Source organism: Lentzea sp., assembly GCF_035525475.1.
GTDB lineage: Bacteria > Actinomycetota > Actinomycetes > Mycobacteriales > Pseudonocardiaceae > Lentzea.
Window position 1 is genome coordinate 17,126 of record NZ_DATLEC010000030.1, and the last position, 19,332, is coordinate 36,457.

The 19,332-nt window shown below is 68.9% G+C and carries 20 protein-coding genes and 2 pseudogenes; 16 read left to right on the forward strand and 6 right to left on the reverse strand.

The features are described from left to right. Positions 1 to 38 precede the first annotated feature (38 nt). The gene (locus tag VM306_RS04045; RefSeq protein WP_325510984.1) at positions 39 to 191 is read left to right on the forward strand and encodes a hypothetical protein; all 153 of its coding nucleotides are present in this window, start codon (positions 39 to 41) and stop codon (positions 189 to 191) included. Here VM306_RS04045 and VM306_RS04050 read toward each other — a convergent pair. After that, a complete protein-coding gene (locus VM306_RS04050) occupies positions 182 to 400 on the reverse strand; it encodes a winged helix-turn-helix transcriptional regulator (protein WP_325510986.1) in 219 nt (72 codons plus the stop codon). The genes VM306_RS04045 and VM306_RS04050 overlap by 10 nt on opposite strands. Positions 401 to 978: 578 nt before the next feature. Between VM306_RS04050 and VM306_RS04055 the strand changes: the two genes are divergently transcribed. The 3 genes and pseudogenes from VM306_RS04055 (at position 979) to VM306_RS41305 (ending at position 2,796) form a co-directional block, all read left to right on the forward strand. After that, positions 979 to 1,434: a recombinase family protein gene (locus VM306_RS04055; RefSeq protein WP_414672329.1), complete on the forward strand. Its 456-nt coding sequence runs from the start codon at positions 979 to 981 to the stop codon at positions 1,432 to 1,434. Between the two features lie 423 nt (positions 1,435 to 1,857). Beyond that, positions 1,858 to 2,061: pseudogene (locus VM306_RS04060) on the forward strand (cold-shock protein); the annotation flags it as partial. A 30-nt stretch (positions 2,062 to 2,091) separates the two neighbouring features. After that, positions 2,092 to 2,796 carry a cold shock domain-containing protein gene (locus VM306_RS41305; RefSeq protein WP_414672330.1) on the forward strand — a complete coding sequence of 235 codons (705 nt, stop codon included), beginning with the start codon at positions 2,092 to 2,094 and terminating at the stop codon, positions 2,794 to 2,796. Between the two features lie 15 nt (positions 2,797 to 2,811). On the opposite strand, the gene VM306_RS04075 is transcribed toward VM306_RS41305, so the two are convergent. Next, positions 2,812 to 3,045, reverse strand: coding sequence for a hypothetical protein (locus VM306_RS04075; protein WP_414672326.1), 234 nt, complete (start codon positions 3,043 to 3,045; stop codon positions 2,812 to 2,814). A 1,256-nt stretch (positions 3,046 to 4,301) separates the two neighbouring features. Here VM306_RS04075 and VM306_RS04080 point away from each other — a divergent pair. From VM306_RS04080 to VM306_RS04095, 4 genes and pseudogenes are all read left to right on the forward strand, one after another. Further along, positions 4,302 to 4,493, forward strand: coding sequence for a hypothetical protein (locus tag VM306_RS04080; RefSeq protein WP_325510989.1), 192 nt, complete (start codon positions 4,302 to 4,304; stop codon positions 4,491 to 4,493). Between the two features lie 793 nt (positions 4,494 to 5,286). Then, positions 5,287 to 5,574, forward strand: coding sequence for a hypothetical protein (locus VM306_RS04085; protein ID WP_325510991.1), 288 nt, complete (start codon positions 5,287 to 5,289; stop codon positions 5,572 to 5,574). 251 nt (positions 5,575 to 5,825) lie between these two features. Beyond that, positions 5,826 to 6,392: pseudogene (locus VM306_RS41310) on the forward strand (ice-binding family protein); the annotation flags it as partial. A 71-nt stretch (positions 6,393 to 6,463) separates the two neighbouring features. Beyond that, positions 6,464 to 6,937, forward strand: a complete 474-nt coding sequence (locus VM306_RS04095) for a hypothetical protein (protein ID WP_325510993.1) — start codon at positions 6,464 to 6,466, stop codon at positions 6,935 to 6,937. Between the two features lie 847 nt (positions 6,938 to 7,784). On the opposite strand, the gene VM306_RS04100 is transcribed toward VM306_RS04095, so the two are convergent. The 4 genes from VM306_RS04100 to VM306_RS04115 all read right to left on the reverse strand — a co-directional run bounded on the left by VM306_RS04100 (position 7,785) and on the right by VM306_RS04115 (position 10,474). Next, positions 7,785 to 8,033, reverse strand: coding sequence for a hypothetical protein (locus VM306_RS04100; RefSeq protein ID WP_325510994.1), 249 nt, complete (start codon positions 8,031 to 8,033; stop codon positions 7,785 to 7,787). 247 nt (positions 8,034 to 8,280) lie between these two features. Continuing rightward, positions 8,281 to 8,952 (reverse strand): hypothetical protein, encoded by a 672-nt coding sequence (locus tag VM306_RS04105; protein ID WP_325510996.1) that lies wholly within the window; start codon positions 8,950 to 8,952, stop codon positions 8,281 to 8,283. 246 nt (positions 8,953 to 9,198) lie between these two features. Then, complete coding sequence (locus tag VM306_RS04110; protein ID WP_325510998.1) at positions 9,199 to 9,444, reverse strand: hypothetical protein; 246 nt, start codon at positions 9,442 to 9,444, stop codon at positions 9,199 to 9,201. Positions 9,445 to 9,823: 379 nt separating this feature from the next. Beyond that, a complete protein-coding gene (locus tag VM306_RS04115; protein ID WP_325511000.1) occupies positions 9,824 to 10,474 on the reverse strand; it encodes a thymidylate kinase in 651 nt (216 codons plus the stop codon). 335 nt (positions 10,475 to 10,809) lie between these two features. Between VM306_RS04115 and VM306_RS04120 the strand changes: the two genes are divergently transcribed. From VM306_RS04120 to VM306_RS04155, 8 genes are all read left to right on the forward strand, one after another. Further along, the gene (locus tag VM306_RS04120; RefSeq protein ID WP_325511002.1) at positions 10,810 to 11,505 is read left to right on the forward strand and encodes a class I SAM-dependent methyltransferase; all 696 of its coding nucleotides are present in this window, start codon (positions 10,810 to 10,812) and stop codon (positions 11,503 to 11,505) included. Beyond that, on the forward strand, positions 11,502 to 12,356 hold the full coding sequence (locus VM306_RS04125) for an isocitrate lyase/phosphoenolpyruvate mutase family protein (protein ID WP_325511004.1): 855 nt from the start codon (positions 11,502 to 11,504) through the stop codon (positions 12,354 to 12,356). Before VM306_RS04120 ends, VM306_RS04125 begins: the two co-directional genes overlap by 4 nt. After that, a complete protein-coding gene (gene aepY, locus VM306_RS04130; RefSeq protein ID WP_325511006.1) occupies positions 12,353 to 13,471 on the forward strand; it encodes a phosphonopyruvate decarboxylase in 1,119 nt (372 codons plus the stop codon). The genes VM306_RS04125 and aepY overlap by 4 nt, the downstream gene beginning before the upstream one ends. Beyond that, a complete protein-coding gene (locus VM306_RS04135; protein ID WP_325511008.1) occupies positions 13,468 to 14,730 on the forward strand; it encodes a biotin carboxylase N-terminal domain-containing protein in 1,263 nt (420 codons plus the stop codon). Before aepY ends, VM306_RS04135 begins: the two co-directional genes overlap by 4 nt. Positions 14,731 to 14,737: 7 nt before the next feature. After that, complete coding sequence (locus VM306_RS04140) at positions 14,738 to 15,628, forward strand: TauD/TfdA family dioxygenase (RefSeq protein ID WP_325511010.1); 891 nt, start codon at positions 14,738 to 14,740, stop codon at positions 15,626 to 15,628. Positions 15,629 to 15,849: 221 nt separating this feature from the next. Further along, entirely contained in the window at positions 15,850 to 16,071 is a 222-nt protein-coding gene (locus VM306_RS04145; protein WP_325511012.1) for a hypothetical protein, read from the forward strand. Between the two features lie 129 nt (positions 16,072 to 16,200). Continuing rightward, entirely contained in the window at positions 16,201 to 17,013 is an 813-nt protein-coding gene (locus tag VM306_RS04150; RefSeq protein ID WP_325511014.1) for a hypothetical protein, read from the forward strand. Continuing rightward, positions 17,010 to 19,289, forward strand: a complete 2,280-nt coding sequence (locus VM306_RS04155) for a methyltransferase (RefSeq protein ID WP_325511016.1) — start codon at positions 17,010 to 17,012, stop codon at positions 19,287 to 19,289. Before VM306_RS04150 ends, VM306_RS04155 begins: the two co-directional genes overlap by 4 nt. Positions 19,290 to 19,332: the final 43 nt, after the last annotated feature.

Sequence of the window (19,332 nt, forward strand, 5' to 3'; positions counted from 1 at the left end):
CGGCCTAACGGTCGCTCGACCTGACGGCGGTCACCGGGATGAGTCCTGATGGCCACCGCTTCGCTGCTCAGGCGATCGTGGCGGCGCAGCTCATCGCGGCCGTCGGCGCGGCCGCGCCGTGGGTGCGCCGGAGGTGGGCCTCACCCCATGCCCGGACGCCTTCGACGACCGGCAGAACCGTCTACCCGTAAGGCGTGAGCCGGTAGCTGACGGGCGCCGGCACCGATCCGGTCTCCACGCGTTCGACGAGTCCGTCGGCCTCGAGCTCGCACAGCTGCTCGGCCAGCACCTTGGGCGTGATCGGCGTACCGCGGCGGGCCGGCCGACCGAAGCGCTGATTCCAGCGCCGCCGACCACGACGGCCAGCGGTGCCGCCACGCCACCGGATCAGGTCAGCCACCCGGCGGCCGTTCCGACGATGGTTCCAGCGAGCAGTGAGATGGCGATCCGAAGTGCGCGATCACGGGCTCTCCGCGCGCGCCGAGCTCCTCCGCCTGCATGACGATGTCGGTTCGCCCACTCTCGAGGAACTGGAGGCACACGCTGATCGGCTGGGCTTCGCGTTGCCCACCTCCACCGCACACGATCTGCTGACCGGTCAGAGGCTTGCGCGAGGAGACCGTCCGGCGGTTCGTCGGCGCATGCCGTGAACACGTGGCAGTCACCCGGTCGGACTTGCCTGCGACGCGGTTCGACGAGAAGGTCTGCTGCACCGTCAGGTGACATCTGAGTTGGCCTGCCGTGACCGTGAGGTGGCCCGAGGTCTGGTGTGGCTCGCTCTTGGTCTGTTCGGGTGGAGATGGACAGGACGTCGTCACGATGCGTTTGGCAGCTGGGTCTCGGTTTTGACCGAGGGAGCTGACTGTGGCCACGTTGACGAACGCCGAACTGGTTGCCGCGTTGACGGGCCTCGCCGTCCAGCGGCACCGTCTGAGAGGCCTGGCCTGCGCTTCGGCTGAACGCACCGGGTGTCGAGGTATGGCTGCCGGAAGCGGGTGCCCGTCAGGTGCGGATCGGGAGCGGAACGCGCACAGGTCGGGGGAGCGGTGGATTGTCCGGACGGTGACGATGATTCTGGAGAACCCGCGCTACACCGGTCGGCAGGTGTGGAACCGAAGCAGCACAACCGGTCACGGGCCTGGTGGACGCCCGAGCGGACGCGGTTCGGGCTGGCTGGGCTCGTCGTGTGTAATTGTGTGGCCGTCGGGTGGACGGGCACTGGGTTCACGGGCGAGCGGGCTATCGATGCCGGCATGGCTTCACGAGCGCCAAGCGACGTTCCGACGGCGAACCGCGGAACGTCTACGTCCGAGAAGATCGCCTGCTCGAGGCGCTGCCACATCTACTCGGGCGGACCGCTGGACGCATGGAAGTAGATGTGGGCGAGGAGTTGGTCGATCAAGTCCGCGAGCAACACCTGCAGATTCACTATGACGACGTGCGTCTCGAAATTCGACCCGCACAACTAACACCGAAAACTTTCGGAACCTGCTCGTCGTCCAGTTCGGCAGAAACTCGCGTTGGGTTTGTGTGCGGATCTAGCGGCGGCTGAAATATGAATCACCCCCATAGGATTGTGGTTAATCCTATGGGGTAAGATAATGCCGAGGGGGACTTGAGTTCTCACGCGTAGTTCGCGTGTTCATGCGCTATTGAACAGCTTGAAACCAGCATAGAGGGCCATTCGGCGTATTTCAATCTTTGGTCATTCGCGATGTCGGCTATCTGGTGACGGCGCGCGAACTCGGTGACTTCGGCGATGTACTCACGGCGGAGCTGCCGCGCGTCCGGATCAGGATGTACATACGGCGCCTGGGACACTGAACCCTCGACCACCCGTGAGACCAGGAGTGCACTGTGCAGCAGGGAACCGTCCGCTGGTACGACCTCGAGCGAGGCTTCGGCTTCCTCGCCCCCGACGACGGCAGCGACGACATCTTCGTGCACGTCTCGCAGGTGCAGGGCGAGGGCGCGGCCCGGGCGCTGCGCGAGGGCCAGACGGTGGAGTTCGAGACCGGTGAGGGACCCCGCGGTCCGCAAGCGCTGCACGTCGCCGTCACCGGTGACACCGCACCCGACGCGACCCTGGGCGTGCTCGCCACCGTCTCCTGGTACGAGCCGGCCAAGGGCTACGGGTTCGCCGCGCCGGACGGCGGGGGTGCGGAGGTGTTCGTGCATTCCTCCGCCATCGTCACCGGGGGCGTCCTCGCGGCCGGGCAGCGGGTGGCCTTCGTCGTCACCGCCGGGGAGAAGGGGCCGCAGGCCCAGCACGTGGTGCCGCTGAGCTTCGACGCCGGGGTCCGCAGAGCTCCTCTGGTCGCGCCCGGCGACGGTGCCGACGGCTCCGTGCTGTGGTTCGACGAGGAGAAGTCGTTCGGCTTCGTGGCCGCAGACGACGGGGCGGGCGACGTGTTCCTGCACGTGCGCGCCCTGGTCGACGACCGGTATCTGCCGGTGGAGGGTGACCGGGTCTCGTTCACCACGGTCACCGTGGACCAGGGTCGTCAGGCGCGCGAGGTGCGGTTCGTGGCCGCCGGCGAGCCGGTGGAGGCCGCCGCGGCCCCCAGCCAGGCCCGTCCGGTCACCCGGTCCGCAGCCCGCGCCGGCGACGGCTCGGTGGCCCGCTACGACGCGGACCGCGGCTTCGGCTTCATCACCCCCGACGCGGGCGGGCCCGACCTCTTCGTGCACGTCTCGGTGGTCTCCGGCGAGCCTCTGGTGGCTGGCGAGCGGGTGCGCTTCCGCATCCGGCAGAGCGACCGGGGCCCGCAGGCCGATGCCGTCGAGCGCGCCTGACCGTCCGGGACGGTCCTACGACGCTCCGAAGCGGGCGACGCAGCGGCGCCGCCACGGCGTCTCGACCGCCCGGCGGTCGTAGCGCGCCCGCACGTACGTGACCGCCTCGGCGGCCGGCACCCCGTCCAGGACGGCCAGGCACGCCAGCGAGGTGCCGGTGCGACCGTGACCCCGCCGCAGGCGAGCTCCACCCGCTTGTCGCGCGCGGCTCCACGCCTCCCGCAGCGCGTCCGCGGCGGGTCGGTTCATGACCCAGGAGACCAGGCGGCATGGTGAGGGGTGCGACGCGGTTGCGCTGCGGCTCGCGGCGTGGGTGAGCAGCGCGGTACGGGGTGTGGCTGATGGGTTGGATTCGGACTGTTCCAACCAGCTCGGACGACGCGCGGTGTGCGTGCCGGGAAATGCGTCCCTGCAGGTCAGTGGCATCGATGGGTATCAATGGCGGATCGGCAGGTCGAAGTGGTCCCCGTCCTTCATCGCATCAAGCAAGGAGGAACGCTGGTCCGCGACGACAAGGTGGTCCACGGGTGACCGCAGCCGGTGGGTCAGTAGAGATCGGGCAGGGCTTTGGTCACGACTTCGTTGAACTCCTTGAGGTGCGCCTCAAGGGGCTCACTCGTTTCTCGCGCTGCCGCGTGGCTGGCCGCCCAGACGGAGTCGCCAGCGCGCGTCCGGAGCTCATCGGCTCGCCTCCGCAGCTCGTCGTTGAATACGCGTGCTCTGGCGGTCTCGAGTGCCAGTAGGGCCTGAGACCACCCTTCTGCGGCCGGTGTGGCCCGCTGTCGAGCGGGCCGGTTGCCCGTCTCTCGTTCTACCGCGATAACTCGATCAAGCTCGGCGTGCGCGGACGCGATCACGTCGGTGACGGCCGACTGCAGTGCGAGAATGCTGCGGGATCTGCAGGACGGGGACATGGACGTGCTGAGGAATCTCCCGTTCGTGGGCGTGCTCTCGGCTGTGCTGGCTGTGTCCGGGTGCGGGCCGTCCGGCGACAGCCATGCGGAAAATCGAGAAAAAGGCACACGAAGGCGCTTCCCTTCGAGACCACAGCTTGGTCGAGACCTTCTACTCCAAGCGGCCGTGAGCATTTACGTCGACCGGTCCGACTTCGCGGCAGAACGGGGAACCCCGTGCCACACGAACGTGCTGCGACTTCGACGGGGGCAGGAACCTCAGGAGAACTGGCCGCTGTCGACCGAGCAGCGCGAAGGAGTTCGTGCCGGGACACTCGAGCTCTTGAAGATCACGACAGTGTGTGACGGCAAGTCCTGATCCACGGCCTGGACCAGCTCACCTGACGGGCTGATCGGGCCACGTGACAACGTCAGAGAGGGCAGGGAGGGATATCCGCTCCCTGCCCTCCCGGGCTCAGGCGTGACGGATGTTCTTCCTGCTGCACCAAGACATCAGGAGCGTGTCGGCGGGTTGTGGGGTGCCAGAACTCTGCAGTCACACGCTGAGCTGCGGTGGTCAGGTTCTGTAGTCCTGCAGGCATGATCGCGGGCGTGGCACTGCGACTGCTGTACCTCGTCCTTGTTCGGCTGGGTGGCTGGCTGGTTCTGCTCGGCAGGTCCTCGGCGGCCAAGGACGTCGAGTTGTTGGTGTTGCGACACGAAGTCGCGTTGTTGCGTCGAAATCAGCGCCGTCCTCGGTTGGATTGGGCTGATCGTGCAGTTATGGCCGCGCTGGTGCGATAGCTACCGGTGTGGCTGCGACAACACCGGTTGGTGTCTCCGGGCACGGTGTTGCGGTGGCATCGGCGCCTGGTCGCCAAGAAGTAGACCTACCCGAACCGGGCTGGTCGGCCGCGGGGCGATGAGACCGTAGCGGCGTTGGTCGAGCGTATGGCGCGGGAGAACACGGGCTGGGGTTACCGGCGTATCCAGGGTGAGCTGCTCAAGCTGGTTGTAGTAGGCGGATCGGGAGACCTGGAGCAGTTCGCACGCACGCTTGACGTTCCCGCTGCCGGCGTTCTCCGCCTCGATGAACGGATACACGTTCATAAGAACATCCTTCCAGGGGCACAGCCCCTGATCTTCCTACTCCACGTCGACTCCCTGCGTCCCATCACCGACACTCGCCTAGCTCCACTGTCCTGCTCGCCGCTCTGCCGCCGATGCGAAGTGTGCTGCCCGCTTCCTGTTTCGGTCAGAGGTCGTCGGCGACCTAGCGCGACTGCTCGAGGTGATCTGGCCGACGCTCACCGCTGCGGGCGAGGTTTTAGCTGCTGGCGGGGCCGTGGTGTGGTCGGCGGAGGGACGGGCACTGGGGTCCACGGGCGAGCGGGCTATCGATGCCGACATGGCTTGACCAGCGGCAGGTGCCGCTTTGACCGCGCATCGCGAAACTCCTGCATCCGAGGAGATCATCTGCTTGAGACATCGCTGGGTCGACTCGAACGGCCCGCTGCACTCGTGAAGCCAGGTGTCGCGTGCCGAGCAGCGGACTGAGGATCGAAGGTCGGCCGCAGGAGCCGCAGGGCGCGACCCGGTGAAGCATGCCGAGCCGGAGCACCAGATTGAGGACGTCGCCGAAGTCGAACAGGAAGGCGAGGCCGACGAGGCCATCGTCTTCCCCTGCCACGAACGCGCCGAGTCATCACTCGCGGATGCTCGTGACCTCGTCCGGGCAACCACAGAAATCGATTTGAAACTGCAGTTCGGACTTGCCGTGAAAGATCGCCCGTCCGAGTGGGCGCACTCACCAGATCGGGCGGTCATCCGACTTCGTGTGGCGTGTCGCATCTACTGTCTGCCAACCTCAGTAGAGGCTGCATAATCGGTCCACTGTAGATACAACAGTCCACTGTGTATACACAGTGGACTTGAGCTTTCACTTGTCCGCGCGGGACGCCTCGATCGCCGGGACAGGACGGTGGCTTCTACGGGGCCGGTTGATCGAGCGACGGAAGGGCTACACGGATGAACGGCATACCTACATCGACATTGACCGAGAATGTCCGGCATGTTCGATGGGCCGTCTTCTTGGCCGTTGGTGCAGTGGTGAGCACCCTGACGCTCTTCGGCGCCATGGCGGGCACTCCCAAGGCGTTCGCCGTAGAGGCGCCCGTGGACCTGGGCGTCGCGGAAAGCTTCTCGGTGCTGGGTGGTGAGTCCGTGACGAATACCGGTGACAGCACCTTGAATCGAGACCTCGGTGTGAGTCCCGGCACCAGCATCACCGGCTTCCCGCCAGGCATGGTCGGTGGCACGATCCACGCCAACGACGCGGTGGCCGGTCAAGCGCAGGCCGACCTGACGGTTGCCTACAACGACGCCGCGGGTCGTGCGCCCACTGCCGACGTTCCCGCGGATCTTGTCGGGCTGACACTGGTCGGAGGCGTCTACCGGGCACCTGGGGCGGTCGGACTGTCCGGGACGCTCACCCTCGACGGACAGGGCGACCCGAACACGGTCTGGATCTTCCAGGTGTCCACGACGTTGATCACCGCTTCTAACAGCACCATTAACTTGATCAACGGCGCCAGGGCTTGCAACGTGTTCTGGCAGGTCGGCAGTTCCGCCACCCTTGGCACGAGCTCGGACTTCGTTGGCACGATCATGGCGTTGACGTCGATCACGGCGAACACCGGTGCCAGCGTCCGAGGTCGCGCGCTCGCGCGCACAGGCTCCGTCACCCTGGACGACAACACGTTCACCACCGAGGTGTGCGAGCCCGTTCCGACGACGACAACCACGACTACGACGCCGACGACCACGACTACGACGACCACGACCACGACCACGACGCCGACGTCGACGACCACGACCACGACGCCGACGACCACGACTACAACGCCGACGACCACGACTACAACGCCGACGTCGACGACCACGACCACGACGCCGACGTCGACGACCACGACGCCGACAACCACCACTACGACGACAGGTACTACGACCACGACGACGACTGGCACGACGACGACCGGTACGACGACGACCGGTACGACGACGACCGGTACGACGACGACCGGTACGACGACCACCGGTACGACGACGACCGGTACGACGACCACCGGTACGACGACCACCAGTCTGACTACGACGACGGACGCGCCGACCACCACCACGACAGGCGCGTCAACATCGGCTACCACCACGTCACGGGACGGTGTCGAAGTACCCGGTTCGACCAATAGGCCGGCCGCCCTCGCCAGCACAGGGCCATCCAACCCGCTCGGCCTGCTGATCGGTGGGGGTGCACTGCTCCTGGCCCTCGGTGCCGCGCTCATCGGCATCGGACGTCATCGGACACGTTCGAAGAGGTAGAAGTGTGAGCCTGGTGATGTCCGATCGGTGCCGAGCACGCGGTGTACCGACCGGACGTCACCAGGTCTCTCGGCGTCTGGTGCATTTCCGCAAATCAACGCGTACGTGTGAGATTCATCGAGGGCTGGTTGCGGCGGTCCAGTTCAGCCCGGCGGTCAACGGCCCGGCCTCGTTCGTCGACCGTGGCGACGCTGTGCAGGACGTCGCTCAGCCGTTGTGGCGGTGTCGCCGGTACGGCGATACGGGGGAGAGGCTGGCTGGCAATGCGGGCAGATGCGCCCCGTGTGTCCTGGCGCTGTGTCAGGAACGATGGGGCGGATGTAGGAAATGGTCATCGAACGCCACCTGAAAATGGCACCGAGACGCAAAACAGGTGCTCGAGCGTACTTGAACACCTGCCACGTAGACGTGGCACACGTGCCGCTTTTTTGTGTCCGAGAGGGGACTTGGGCACTTGCGGGTGGCAAGCTTGCGCGATTCGTCTGTTCATGCGCTACTGGATAGCTCGAATCTAGTATAGAGGGCCCAGTCGGCACGATTCAATTTTCACTGCTAAGCCATATCGACTGGGGCCAACACGGCAAGCCAACTCAGATGTCACCTAACGGTGCAGCAGACCCTTTCTCACCTGAATCATCCACGAATATCACCATGCGTCTTGACCTGCATGGACGTCGTTTTCGGCATGCACAACCTCCGCCTCGGCCTGCGTGCGGGTCATCGCGAGCTCCCACGCGTGGTACAGCGCCTGCGAGAGCACGTCGAGCCCTGGTTGGTGTTCCAGCGCCGGAACTCCGTGCTGACGTAAGAGATCGACACCCCGAGCACCAGACCGAGCGGCAGGAAACCCGCCTGCCGCACGAGCAGGAATTCGTTGACCGACAGGTCGGAGGTGAAGATCCCTTTGCCGACCGGGTGGAGCCGGCGGAGTCTCTTCATCGCCTCGGTGGACAGCTCGACGCTCATCCGGTTTCCCTTTCGTGCAACGACATGATGGTCAACGTCGGCCGCGAGGCCGGCCGGAACTGCGCGATCGTGGTGCCGTGCTCACATCGTGGAGCACGATCTCGTCCGCGTTCGGGCGATGCGCGTCGTCGTGAAACGCCCACCGTGCGGTCACCATCGCGCTGGCGAGGGTGGAGGTGTGTTCGGGTTGTTCGGCCGCCTGCGGACGCCTCCCGCCGAGGTGGCCGCGGACCGTGGCCGGACCTGATCATCGCGCACTCACCGGCACGATCGTCAACGCGGCGGCGACCGGCGTGCCGAACCGCGTGATCGCGGTCGCCGTGAACACCGCCTCCGCGTAGAGGTCACGTCCGTGCAACTCCCTCTCACCCTGCGCCGAGGGTGACCACGGCAACTGCAGTCTCACCGTGTCGCCTTTCGGGCTCACCCTGTTCATCCAGCAATGCGGTTCACGCATCCGCACGGTCGCTTGCCCCAGCACCACGCCCGCCATGCAGCCGTGCGCAGTCGGCGCGCAGATGTGCTCGCGCACGTCGTTGGACATCCCGTACGACTGCGCTGTGCAACGGCAGCTCCCGGTTGGCCAGCGTCGTCCCGATCGCGCGAGGCTGTTCGACGTGGTGCGCGACGACCGCGGTGATTCCGAGTGCGAGACCACGGGGAACCATCCGCTGTGCAGCGACTTGGCGAAGTCGCAGCCATCGAGGTCCGGCAGGAACGGCACCCGCGGCCGCACGTCGCCGTCCGCACGCACGGCGACACCGGTCACGCTCACCTCCGTGGCACGGCCGACCAGTTCCTCTTCGGTCAACCGGATCCCGATGACGCCGTCCGCGTGCAGCGACATGTGCCTCAGTCGGATGAGCGCGTCATCCACCGCGGAGGTGAGCACCTCCTCCTGCGGCTGCGCGGAACTCACGAGCGCGCCGCAGTCCAGGCGACCGACCGCTGCGCGACGCCACGTGGTTGCCGAAACCAGGCCGATCGGGGTGAAACCGGCGGACCGCAACGCCTGTAGGTGTCAGAACTCTGCACACGTCCGCTGAGCTGCGGTGATCGGGATCTGGCGGTGTGGCGGCATGAGGTCGCGGTGTTGCGCCGTACTCATGGCCGTCCGCGTCTGGAGTGGGCTGATCGTGCGGTGCTGGCCGCGTTGGTGCGACGATTATCGGAGACGGCCTCGGAGACCTCGACGATGAACCGCGCCCGGCGGTGCGGCGTTCCTCCGTACTCGTCGGTGCGGTGGTTCGAGGCAGGGGCCGAGGAGCTGCTGGAGGAGGTACCCGTTTGCGGCGTGGAGCTCGACGCCGTCGAAACCTGCACGGCATGCGTGCCTGGCCGCCTCGACATGAGCTTGGATGAGCTGCGAGATGTCCTGGGAGGTGGCGGCGGTCGGGGAGCAGATCCACATCCGCGACGCCCGACAACCCACCTGGGGCGCACTTGTACGTTCTGCAACGCATCAGCGGTTGTCGTGCGACTTGGACCGACTTCGTGAATGACGCTGCGCTGAACGCGTGGATCCGCACGCGTACCGGAGGAATTGCATGCCGCTGGCACCGCTCGGACGGGTGGAGGATGCGGGCGTCTTCTGTGGACCCTCGGACTCGACGCGGTGACGTTGAACAAACAGCGCCCGCGGCGGTCCGGTTGCGCGGTGGGCGCTCCTGTAGTCCATCCGAGTCCCCGCCGCACCCTTCGCGGACAGGCCCGGCACCGCGCTGGTGACGTCTGCCGCTCACCTCGGAGGCCCGTCGACTCGCGCGCGGGCGATGTGGTTGACCAGTCGGTCACCGCTGTCGTACCGCTGTGCGGGTGTGCAGCAGTGCGGCGACGTGGTCGCGCAGGGCGTGTTGGACGTTCTGCCGGGAGTCGCTGGGGATCACCGTCCATCCCCGCGTGCGCGCCCAGTCGAGCAGGACCCGGCGGACGGCCGTCTGGTGGGTCAGGAAGCGCGCGGGGGAGCATCCGGTGTCCCGGCCGCACTCGTAGGGCGCGAGGTCGATGCCTTTGCGGCGCAGGGCTTCTTCCGGCGTGACGTCGAGGTAGACGACCGAGTCGACGGGGGCCATCGTGGCGTTGATCGTGTGCACGAGGTCGGGTGGGCAGTCGGCGAGCAGTTCGGCTGCCGCGTGCTTCGCCCAGTAGCCGTCCAGGACCACGAGGTCCTCGGTGCGTTCGAGTGCGCGGGTGGCCGCAGTGGCGTTCATCCACCCCAGGAACAGCATCCGTGCCGGTGTGGGCATCTCCGCGATGCAGGTGCGCAGGTCCACTTGGTCCGTGCCGCGCAGGAATCGCGCGTGCGGCACCACGTCGTGGCGGAACACGTCCCATTTGCCGACGACGGCGGCGGAGTGGCCCTCCGTCCGTGCCCATGCGACCAAGTCGCGGACTTGAGTGCTCTTGCCCGCGCCATCGGGTCCGTCCAAAGCGATGATCATTTGTTCGATCGTCCTTCCCGGCCCGAACGGCGATCCCTTTCCGGGATTGCGTAGGCCTTTCATGTTGCATTCGAGTCGCGGTGATGTTCCCACCGCATGTGTATCGGATCGGATTTCGACACGCCGTGCGGAGTAGGTGTCGGTACAGTGACTTCGGACAGGCCGGGAGGGTTCATGTTCGATGCTTCTAACATTGTCCGAATGGATGACGGAATCGGTGTTCGTCACCGTGCGCAATTCTCGTCACTCGGCCGGGTAGGTGATCTCGTGCCCCGAACGCGCGTGGTTCAATCGGATGTCGCAATCTCCGGTCGAGAACCCGGTGGGGCGGCGAGATGACCGCGCACCTCTACTGGGACCGGATGTGGCGCACCCGGCTGGGACGCAGCGGTTGGGTCGCGCCGCACCCCTGGGTGACGGACACCATCCACCGCTTGCGCGACCGCGGCGTGCGCGACGTGCTGGACCTCGGCTGCGGCGTCGGACGGCACACGTTCCTGCTGGCGGAGGAGGGCTTCGCCGTCCACGCCATCGACCGCAGTCCCACCGCGGTGGAGTTCGTCCGCGGCGAGGCGGCCGACCGGCGAGTGGCTCTGGCGGCCGACGTCGCCGACATCACGTCCCTGCCCTGTCCGACCGGTGCCTTCGACTTCGTGCTGGCGTTCAACGTGGTCTACCACGCCGACGAGGACGTCCTGGCGCGCGTGCTGGAGGAGGTGCGCCGAGTCCTCCGCCCCGGTGGCCTCTACCAGGCCACGATGCTGTCCAAGCGCAACGCGCAGTACGGCCGGGGCGTCGAGGTCGCGGCGAACACGTTCGTCCAGCCTCGGGCGGCCGACGACAAGGTCCACCCGCACCTCTACGCCGACGCGGCCGACCTGGTACGGCTGCACCAGGGGTTCAGACTGCTCGACGCCTTCGACGCCGAGCAGGGGGAGGCCGGCTCGTACCACTGGCACTGCCTGTTCGAGGTGGAGCGCGCGACGCCGTGGCACCGGGGCTCCGGGCACGTCGGGGGATGGCACGCATGACCAAGGCCGCTGAACTGCGCGACCTGCTGACGCGACCGGCTACCTCGCGCATCGTCGGCGCGAGGGACCCGCTCACCGCCCGGATGGTCGAGGAGGCGGGCTTCGACGGGGTGTGGGTGTCCAGCTTCGAGTTGTCGGCCACCCGTGCGCTGCCGGATCTCGGCCTGCTGACGATGACCGAGTGCCTCGACGCCGCTGCGCTCATCGACGGTGCGACGGTCCTGCCCTCGCTGGTCGACTGCGACACCGGGTTCGGCACCGCGATCAACCTCGTGCGCGTGGTGCGGCTGTGCGAGGCGGCGGGCATCGCCGGGATCTGCGTCGAGGACAAGGTGTTCCCCAAGCGCAACAGCTATCTCGACGGAGGACAGGTCCTGGAGGACCCGGACGCGTTCGCCCAGCGCGTCGAGGCGGCCGTACGCAGCAGGCGCGACCCGGACTTCACCGTGGTGGCTCGCTGCGAGGCCCTGATCGCCGGCGCGGGCATGGACGAGGCGCTGCTCAGGGCGCACCACTACGTCGACGCGGGCGCGGACGCCGTGCTGGTCCACTCGAAGCGGCGCGAACCCGACGAGATCGTCGAGTTCCTCCGCCGGTGGTGCCGCCGCGCGCCGGTGGTCGTGGTGCCGACCACCTACTACCGGTGGAGCCTGGCCGAGGCGCAGGACGCCGGGGTCTCGCTGGTCATCTACGCCAACCAAGCCCTGCGGGCCTCCGTGCTGGCCGTGCGCACGGTGCTGAGCGAGATCCACCTGCGCGGCGACGCCGCCACCGCCGAGGATTCGATCGCGCCGGTGAAGGAGGTCTTCGCCCTGACCAGGACCGCCGAGTGGGAGGAGTGGGGAGCGTGATCGAGGCGGAGGTGTTCTGCGGCGCGCTGGAGACGCGCGGGTTCGACTTCTTCACAGGTGTTCCCTGCTCCTACCTGCAAGGCGCGTTCGCCGTCCTGGAACGCCGCGGTGCCTACGTCCCCGCGCCCAACGAGGGGGTGGCGATGGCAATGGCGGCCGGCGCGCAGCTCGCCGGCCGCCGCGCCGCGCTGCTGGTGCAGAACTCCGGGCTGGGCAACCTGCTCGACCCGCTGACCTCCCTGCTGATGTCCTACGACATCCCGCTGCTGGTCGTAATGAGCCTGCGAGGGTGGCCGCACGCACGCGACGACGAGCCGCACCACGAGGTCATGGGTCGCGGCACGGCCGCGCTGCTGGACGCCGTGGGGGTCGCGCACGAGGTGCTCGGACCGTCGGTGGACTCCCTCGACGCCGTGCTCGACCGCGCGGAACGCGAGTACCGGCACGACCGGTGCTTCGCCCTGCTCGTGCCGAAGGCGGCGCTGGCCTCGTGCCCCGTTCCGGGCACGGGCACGGGCACGGTGATGCGTCGCGCGGACGCGGTCGCCGCGATCTGCCCGCACCTGGGTGACGCGTTGGTCTACAGCACCACCGGCATGATCAGCCGCGAGTTGTTCGGACTGGACGACCGCCCCGGCAACTTCTACGTGCAGGGCAGCATGGGCCACGCGATCGGCCTGGGCCTGGGCACGGCGGTCGCCCGGCCCGACCGGCGGGTCGTCGTGGTGGACGGTGACGGCTCCGCGTTGATGCACCTCGGCGGTCTGGCGCTGGTGGGTGACAGGAAGCCGCCGAACCTGACCCACCTGGTGCTGGACAACGGTGCCTACGACTCCACGGGTGGACAACGGACCCGCGCCCACCCGGTCGCCTGGGACCGCCTCGCGCTCTCCGTCGGCTACCGCACCGCCGCGGTCTGCCGGACCGTCGAGCAGGTCCACGCCTGCCTGGAGCGCGTCGCGGGCGCACCAGGCCCGCACCTGGTCGCGGTGCAGATCGCGTCCGGCGCCGGGGGAACCCCACCACGCGTCACGTCCGTCCTCGACAACCGCGGCATCCGGGAGAGGTTCCGGTTCGCCGCGTGTGCCGCCACCGGGCTCGGGGTGGACCGGTGAGATCGGTGCTGGTCGCCGCGCGTGGAGCACCGGCGGTGCGCGCGGTCGCGGTGTGCCGCGCCATCGGCATCACTCCGGTGACCGTCGTGACACGGTCGGACCCGCAACGGCGGCACGTCCTCGCCGGTCACGTGGTGCTCGACGCAGCCGACTGCGCCGCCACCACCCGCGCTGGCGCCGGCTGCGGCGGTTACGACTGCGCCGACTGCATCGTCCGCGCGGCGGTCGCGGCCGGGGTGGACGCCGTGCACCCCGGCTGGGGAGCCGTCGCGGAGGACCCCGCACTGGCCCGCGGGCTCGCGGAGCGGGGCATCCGGTTCGTCGGCTCACCGGAGGCGGCGCTCACGGTGGTCGGTGACACGGCCTGGGCGGTCGAGACGGCCGAGCGCGCCGGCGTACCCGTGCTGCCCCATGCCGTCGGCAGGCGGATGATCCGTGCGCTCGTCGCCCGCCACGGCCTGCCCGTCGTGCTCAAGCGGTCGCGCTGCCGGCAGGGCGAGGGGGTCCGCGTGGTCCGGCGTCCGGCGGAACTGTTCGCCGCGCTGGCCGACCACCCGGACTGGTACGCCGAGCCGTACGTGGAACCCGCGCGCGTGGTCGGCGTGACGGTGGCGGTCGACGACGAGGGCAACGCGGCACACCTGTGCGAGCGGGAGTCGCTGCTGGTGGCGGGCAACCGCAAGCTGCTGGAGGCCGCGCCCGTCCACGGCGTGCCGGACGTGCTCCTGGCGGCGATGCGAGCCGACGCCCTGCGGCTGGCGTGCGCGTTCGGCCTGCTCAACGTGGTGACGGTCGAGTTCCTCGTCCACGCCGGCGGCTACACCTTCCAAGAGGTCAACCCGCGCCTCACCGGCGCCTACCGGATCGCCGAGGCGGTGACCGGGATCGACGTGATCGCCTTGCAACTCGGGCTGGCCGCCGGGTCGCGGTCGATCCCCGCGGACCCGCTCGCCGGCACGCACGCCGTGCAAGGCCACCTGTTCCTCCGCCCCGGGCCGCCCGCGAGCCGGGTGCTCAGGCGGGTGCGCCTGCCCGCCGAGCGGCCCGGGGTGGTCGTCGACTGCACGCTCGACATGGGGCAGCCGGTCGTGCTCGACACCATCGCGGCGCAGGTGCTGGCCACCGGCACCAGCCGCGCCCAGGCGTACGACCGCGTGGCGCGCGCAGTCGGCGGTCTGCACCTCGCCGGTGTCCGGCACCACGGCGCGGACATCGCGCGGTGGTGCTTCCGGCGATCTCGAGCGCTCACGGAGGTGTGACGACGACATGGACGACAGCGAACAGACCACCCCGATCCACCACCTCGACCAGCGACTGGTGGACGGGGTGGTCGGAGACGACCCCTCCGCCCGCGCCGCCTTGGCGAGGGCGGTGCGCGACTGCGAGGAACGGCACCTGGTGACCGGGTCCGGCTACTTCCTGCTGTCCGGCCTCGGTCACCTCGACGAGTCCGCGGCACGCCGTTTCCTGCTCGCGCTGTCGGTGGCGCTGGGCCCACCACTGCCCCAGACCTTCGACGGCGAGGTGGTCCGCGAGGTGCGCGATCGGGGCGTTCGGCTGGAGAGCGGACCCACCGTCCGGTACTCCGACACCCGGCATGGCGGGCACCTGCACACCGACGGCGTCCACCGGCCCGGCGAGGTGCCCGCCTACTTCGCGCTGCACTGCGTCCGGCAGGCGGCGGCAGGCGGGGCACTGGTCCTGGTGCACGTGGCCGACCTGGTCCGCGAACTGCTCGCGTGGGAGCCGGGGTCGGTGGCCGCGCTGCGGGAACCGGTGCACTTCGACACGCGGGACGGCCGCCCCGGCCACCCGGTGACCGTGCCGCGACCCGTCCTGGAGCTCGACCGCGGGGGAGCGCGGATCGCCTACCTGCGCGAGTACATTGAAAGCGCGCACCGCCGACCGGGGATTGCCCCGCTGTCCGCGCCCCAGACGCGGGCGATGGACCGCTTGGACGCGCTGCTGTCCCGCCCGGACCTGCGCACCTGCTACCGCCTGGAACCCGGCCAGGTGGTCGTCGTCAACAACAGGGTGGTCGTGCACGGCAGGACCACGTTCCAGGACCGACCCGGCTCGGGTGCGGGTCGGCTGATGTTGCGGACGTGGATTGGGGCCCGTCCCGCCCGGCCGACTGTCCTGCCGCCACCTCTGTGAGTTACCCCTGAGCGGTGCCGACGACATCACCGGTGGTAACGCCACTGCCCACCGACTGGGCATCAACCGCCGAAATAGTGCTGTGAAATCACCGAATCGGATGGAAAAACGCCCGGTTGTGGATAAGGGCGTGCGTGCTCTTGCTGGCCAGGATTGGCCGCAGTACGCTCGAAAAATCGGGCAATTCAATTTCGACGTTCTGTCGATGAAAGGCGATCTCGATGGCGAACCAAGAACGCGCGGCCGACGTGGAACGACTCGCGAGCGCGGCGAGCACCATTCAGGAGAACCGCACCGGTTTGGTCTTGACCGGTCGGATCAAGAACGGTGAGCTCCAGCTCGACCAGTCGACGCTCGACCAGATCCGCGAGAAGTACCCGGACGCCGACATGGCGTTCGTCGCGATGAACTCACCCTTCGACGCCGAGTCCCAGACCGTCTGACCGTCTGGCCGAACGTGGCCCCAGCACCGACCGCGAGGATGTGAGGTTCGGATGTCCCAGGACGTTGTTCTCGCGCACACTCTGCTTGGGCGTGACCCCTCCACGGACCTCATCCGGTCCATCGCCGAGGTGGCGGTTCGAACCCACTTCCCGGACGCCGGGTGCCCGCGCTACTTCGAGGCGCTGGACCAAGCCCTCCAGGACGAACCGCCACCGTTCGGCACGGCGGAGTACGGCCTCATCTACCGCAGCCTGTCGGTCGAGCCGAGGTGGATGGGCATCTCGCTGATCACCAACGCGGAGCGCGAGGGCGACGGCTCCCGGCGGCTGTGGTCCCTCGCGGCCTGCTCGGTCGACCCGCGCCACCAGCGCCTGCTCAAGCGCCACGCCTGCGACGAGTCCAGGCACTCCCTGATCTACCTGTCGTTGCTCGACCTGGCCTTCCCGGGGGCGGTGTCGCCGGAATTCCGGGCCGAGCTCCGCCAGCTGTCACCGGGGTTCACCATGCGGCGGGAACTCTTCCCGGTCCCGGGTTCCCCGTACGCCAAGGTGCCCACGATCGACGACTTCCTCCAGATGAACATCGCTGAGATCCGCACGACGGTCCACCACGCCTTGCAGCGCCCAGCCCTGGCCGCCCACTGCCCGCCCGAGAACCAGGACAAGATCACCAGGCTGCACGACGCGCTGCTGACCGACGAACTCAGCCACATCGCCTACACCGCCTTGCTCGTCGAGGAGATCGGCCGGGACGCCGACCCCGGCCGGTTCGCGGCGCTGTTCCGCAGGCGGCTGCACGACTTCAACACCATCACCACCGAGGAACTGGGCGGGGACGTGTTCGACTGCTCGGTCGCGTGCTGCGCCCGCCGGCCGACCTGCCGCGCGAAGGCGGGCGACCCGGAACCCGTCCTGCACCAGATCGGGATCGGTCGGTCGTGAGCAGCGCCACGGAGACGTCCCGAGTGCTCGCGGCGTGCCTGGCCCGGTGTGGCACCGACCAGGCGGCCCTGCTGGCCGGCATCGACGACGTCGTCGGCCTGCGCCCGGACGACCTGGTCCTCGCCGTCGGCTCCCTGGTGGAAGGACTGGGCAACGACAAGTCCGACCTCGACCTGATCCTGGTCCCGGGCGAAGGCGACACCGACCGCGCGGAGGACGAGCTGTGCTGGGCCGTCGGGCACAGCATGGTCGACCTGCGAATCCTCCACCGGACCGGTGTCGACTCGTTGACCGGCCGCCTGCGCGACTGGGCGCGCCTGCCGTGGAACCTGGTCGAGTTGGCCCCGTTCGACGACAGTGAGCGATTGCTACTGCACCGCCTGCTCGAAGGTCTCGTGGTCCACCCGGCCGATCCCGGTCCGACGCCGTGGCCCTGGCGGCCCGACCGCGCCTCGGTGGCGAGGCTGAAGCTCCAGGTCGCTCGCCACCTCGCGCGCACCGTCCAGGTCGACCTGGTCGGCTACCGCGGCCAGGGTGACGACTCCACGTGCGTGCTGGCGGCGCAAGACCTTCTCGGCCACGCCGTGGACGGCCTGCTCGCGGCCCACCACCTCACCAACCCGAACCCCAAGTGGCGCAGCCGACTGCTGGCCAGGCTGCCCGACGACTGGGACCGTCCTCTGTGGACACGCAGCACCGGCCTGCCCGCCGACCGCGTCTTCTGGAACCTCCACCGGGCGCCGGCCAGACCCGAGCCGCGGTCGGCCGCGGACCACGCCACCCGCTGCGTCGCCTTCGCGCGGGCGGTGTTCGCCTGGGCAGAGCACCACCTCATCGGAAGCCCCGCACTCGCGAGGGTGCCGCTGGTCCCGGTGCGCGACGACGACCGCGTCACCGGCGCGGTGCTGCCCGCCCTGGAGTTCGACGTCGACTTCTTCTTCTCCGACCAGGGGATCGCCGTCGCCCGGCTCAACGAGTTCGCGGCCTCGCTACACCTGTCGGAACAGGAGTTCGCGCACCTGCTGCTGTGCGACGGCAGGACCACGGTCGCCGCAGCACAGGCGGCAGTCGGACAGGGGGACGGCGAGGCGGCGCCGGGCGTCGAGAGCCTGGTCCAGCGGATCACCGACCGCGGCCTCGTCCTGCTCACGCCGGCGCGACCGGCCGAGCCCGACACCTCCCCGTCGGAGGACGCCGCCATCGGAGCGGTGGAGCGGTTGAACGAGGTGCTCACCGGAATCGGGTACGGCGAGTTCCTGACCTGCTTCGCCCCGTCCGTCCTCGACCCGCGAGCATGGCGGGCCGCGCGCGACTACGCGCCGCCGGGTCTGCGCGCCGTCGTGGACCTGTTGCTGCTGGGCCGCGGTGTGCACCCGGACGCGCTGCCGCCGGATCTCGCCGAGTCGGTGGCGGGCTTGACGGCGGCAGGAGTGCTCGTCGAGCGGAGGGACGGGTGCGTCGACACCGACGGCCTCGCCGTCCTGCTCGTCGCCGGCAGCTGGTTGATCTGCCACCGTCCGCAGCCGGACCCGCTGTGCTACCTCGGTGACGACTCCCTGGCACTGCTGAGCCGGCTGACGCCGCAGGGAACCCGAGCCTGCCTCGACCTCTGCGCCGGCCCGGGGCTGCACGCGCTGCACTGCGCCCGCTTCGCACCGGAGGTGACCGCGGTGGAACTCGACCCCCGGGTCGCCCAGGTGACCCGGCTCAACGCCGCGCTGAACGGGCTGACCGACCGTGTCGAAGTCCTCTCCGGCGACCTGTACCAGCCCGTCGCCGGGCGGCGCTTCGACCTGGTGGTCGCCAACCCGCCGACCCTGCCCTACCCGGTGGCGGATCTGCCGGCGCCCCATGTCGGCCACGGCGGTGAGGACGGCCTGCTGCTGACCTCACGGGTGCTCGCCGGCCTCCCGGACGCCCTGACCGACCGCGGCCGGGCACAGCTGGTCGGGATGACGCTGACCGACGGAGGGCCGGGGCGGTTCGGTGACTGGTTGTCTGCGACGGCACGCGAGCACGACCTGGACATCCGCTGCACGGTGGTCTCCCACTCACCGCTGACCACAGGTACGGAGAGCTGCGAACGGCTCATCGCGGCGGTCGCCGCCGCCACGCACACCGAGCTGGACCGGGTCCGCGAGTCCTACGCCCGGCTGGCCGAGGGCCAGCACGCGAGCCATGTGAGCGCCTACTTCCTCCAGGTGTCGACCGGTTCGGGTGAGGTCGCCCTGGCCGACGTGTCACCGGCCGGCCGCGGCGGCACGTGGTTCGTCTGAGCACCACAGATCCGCGGCGCTCCACCCCGAGCGGTCCGGGCGT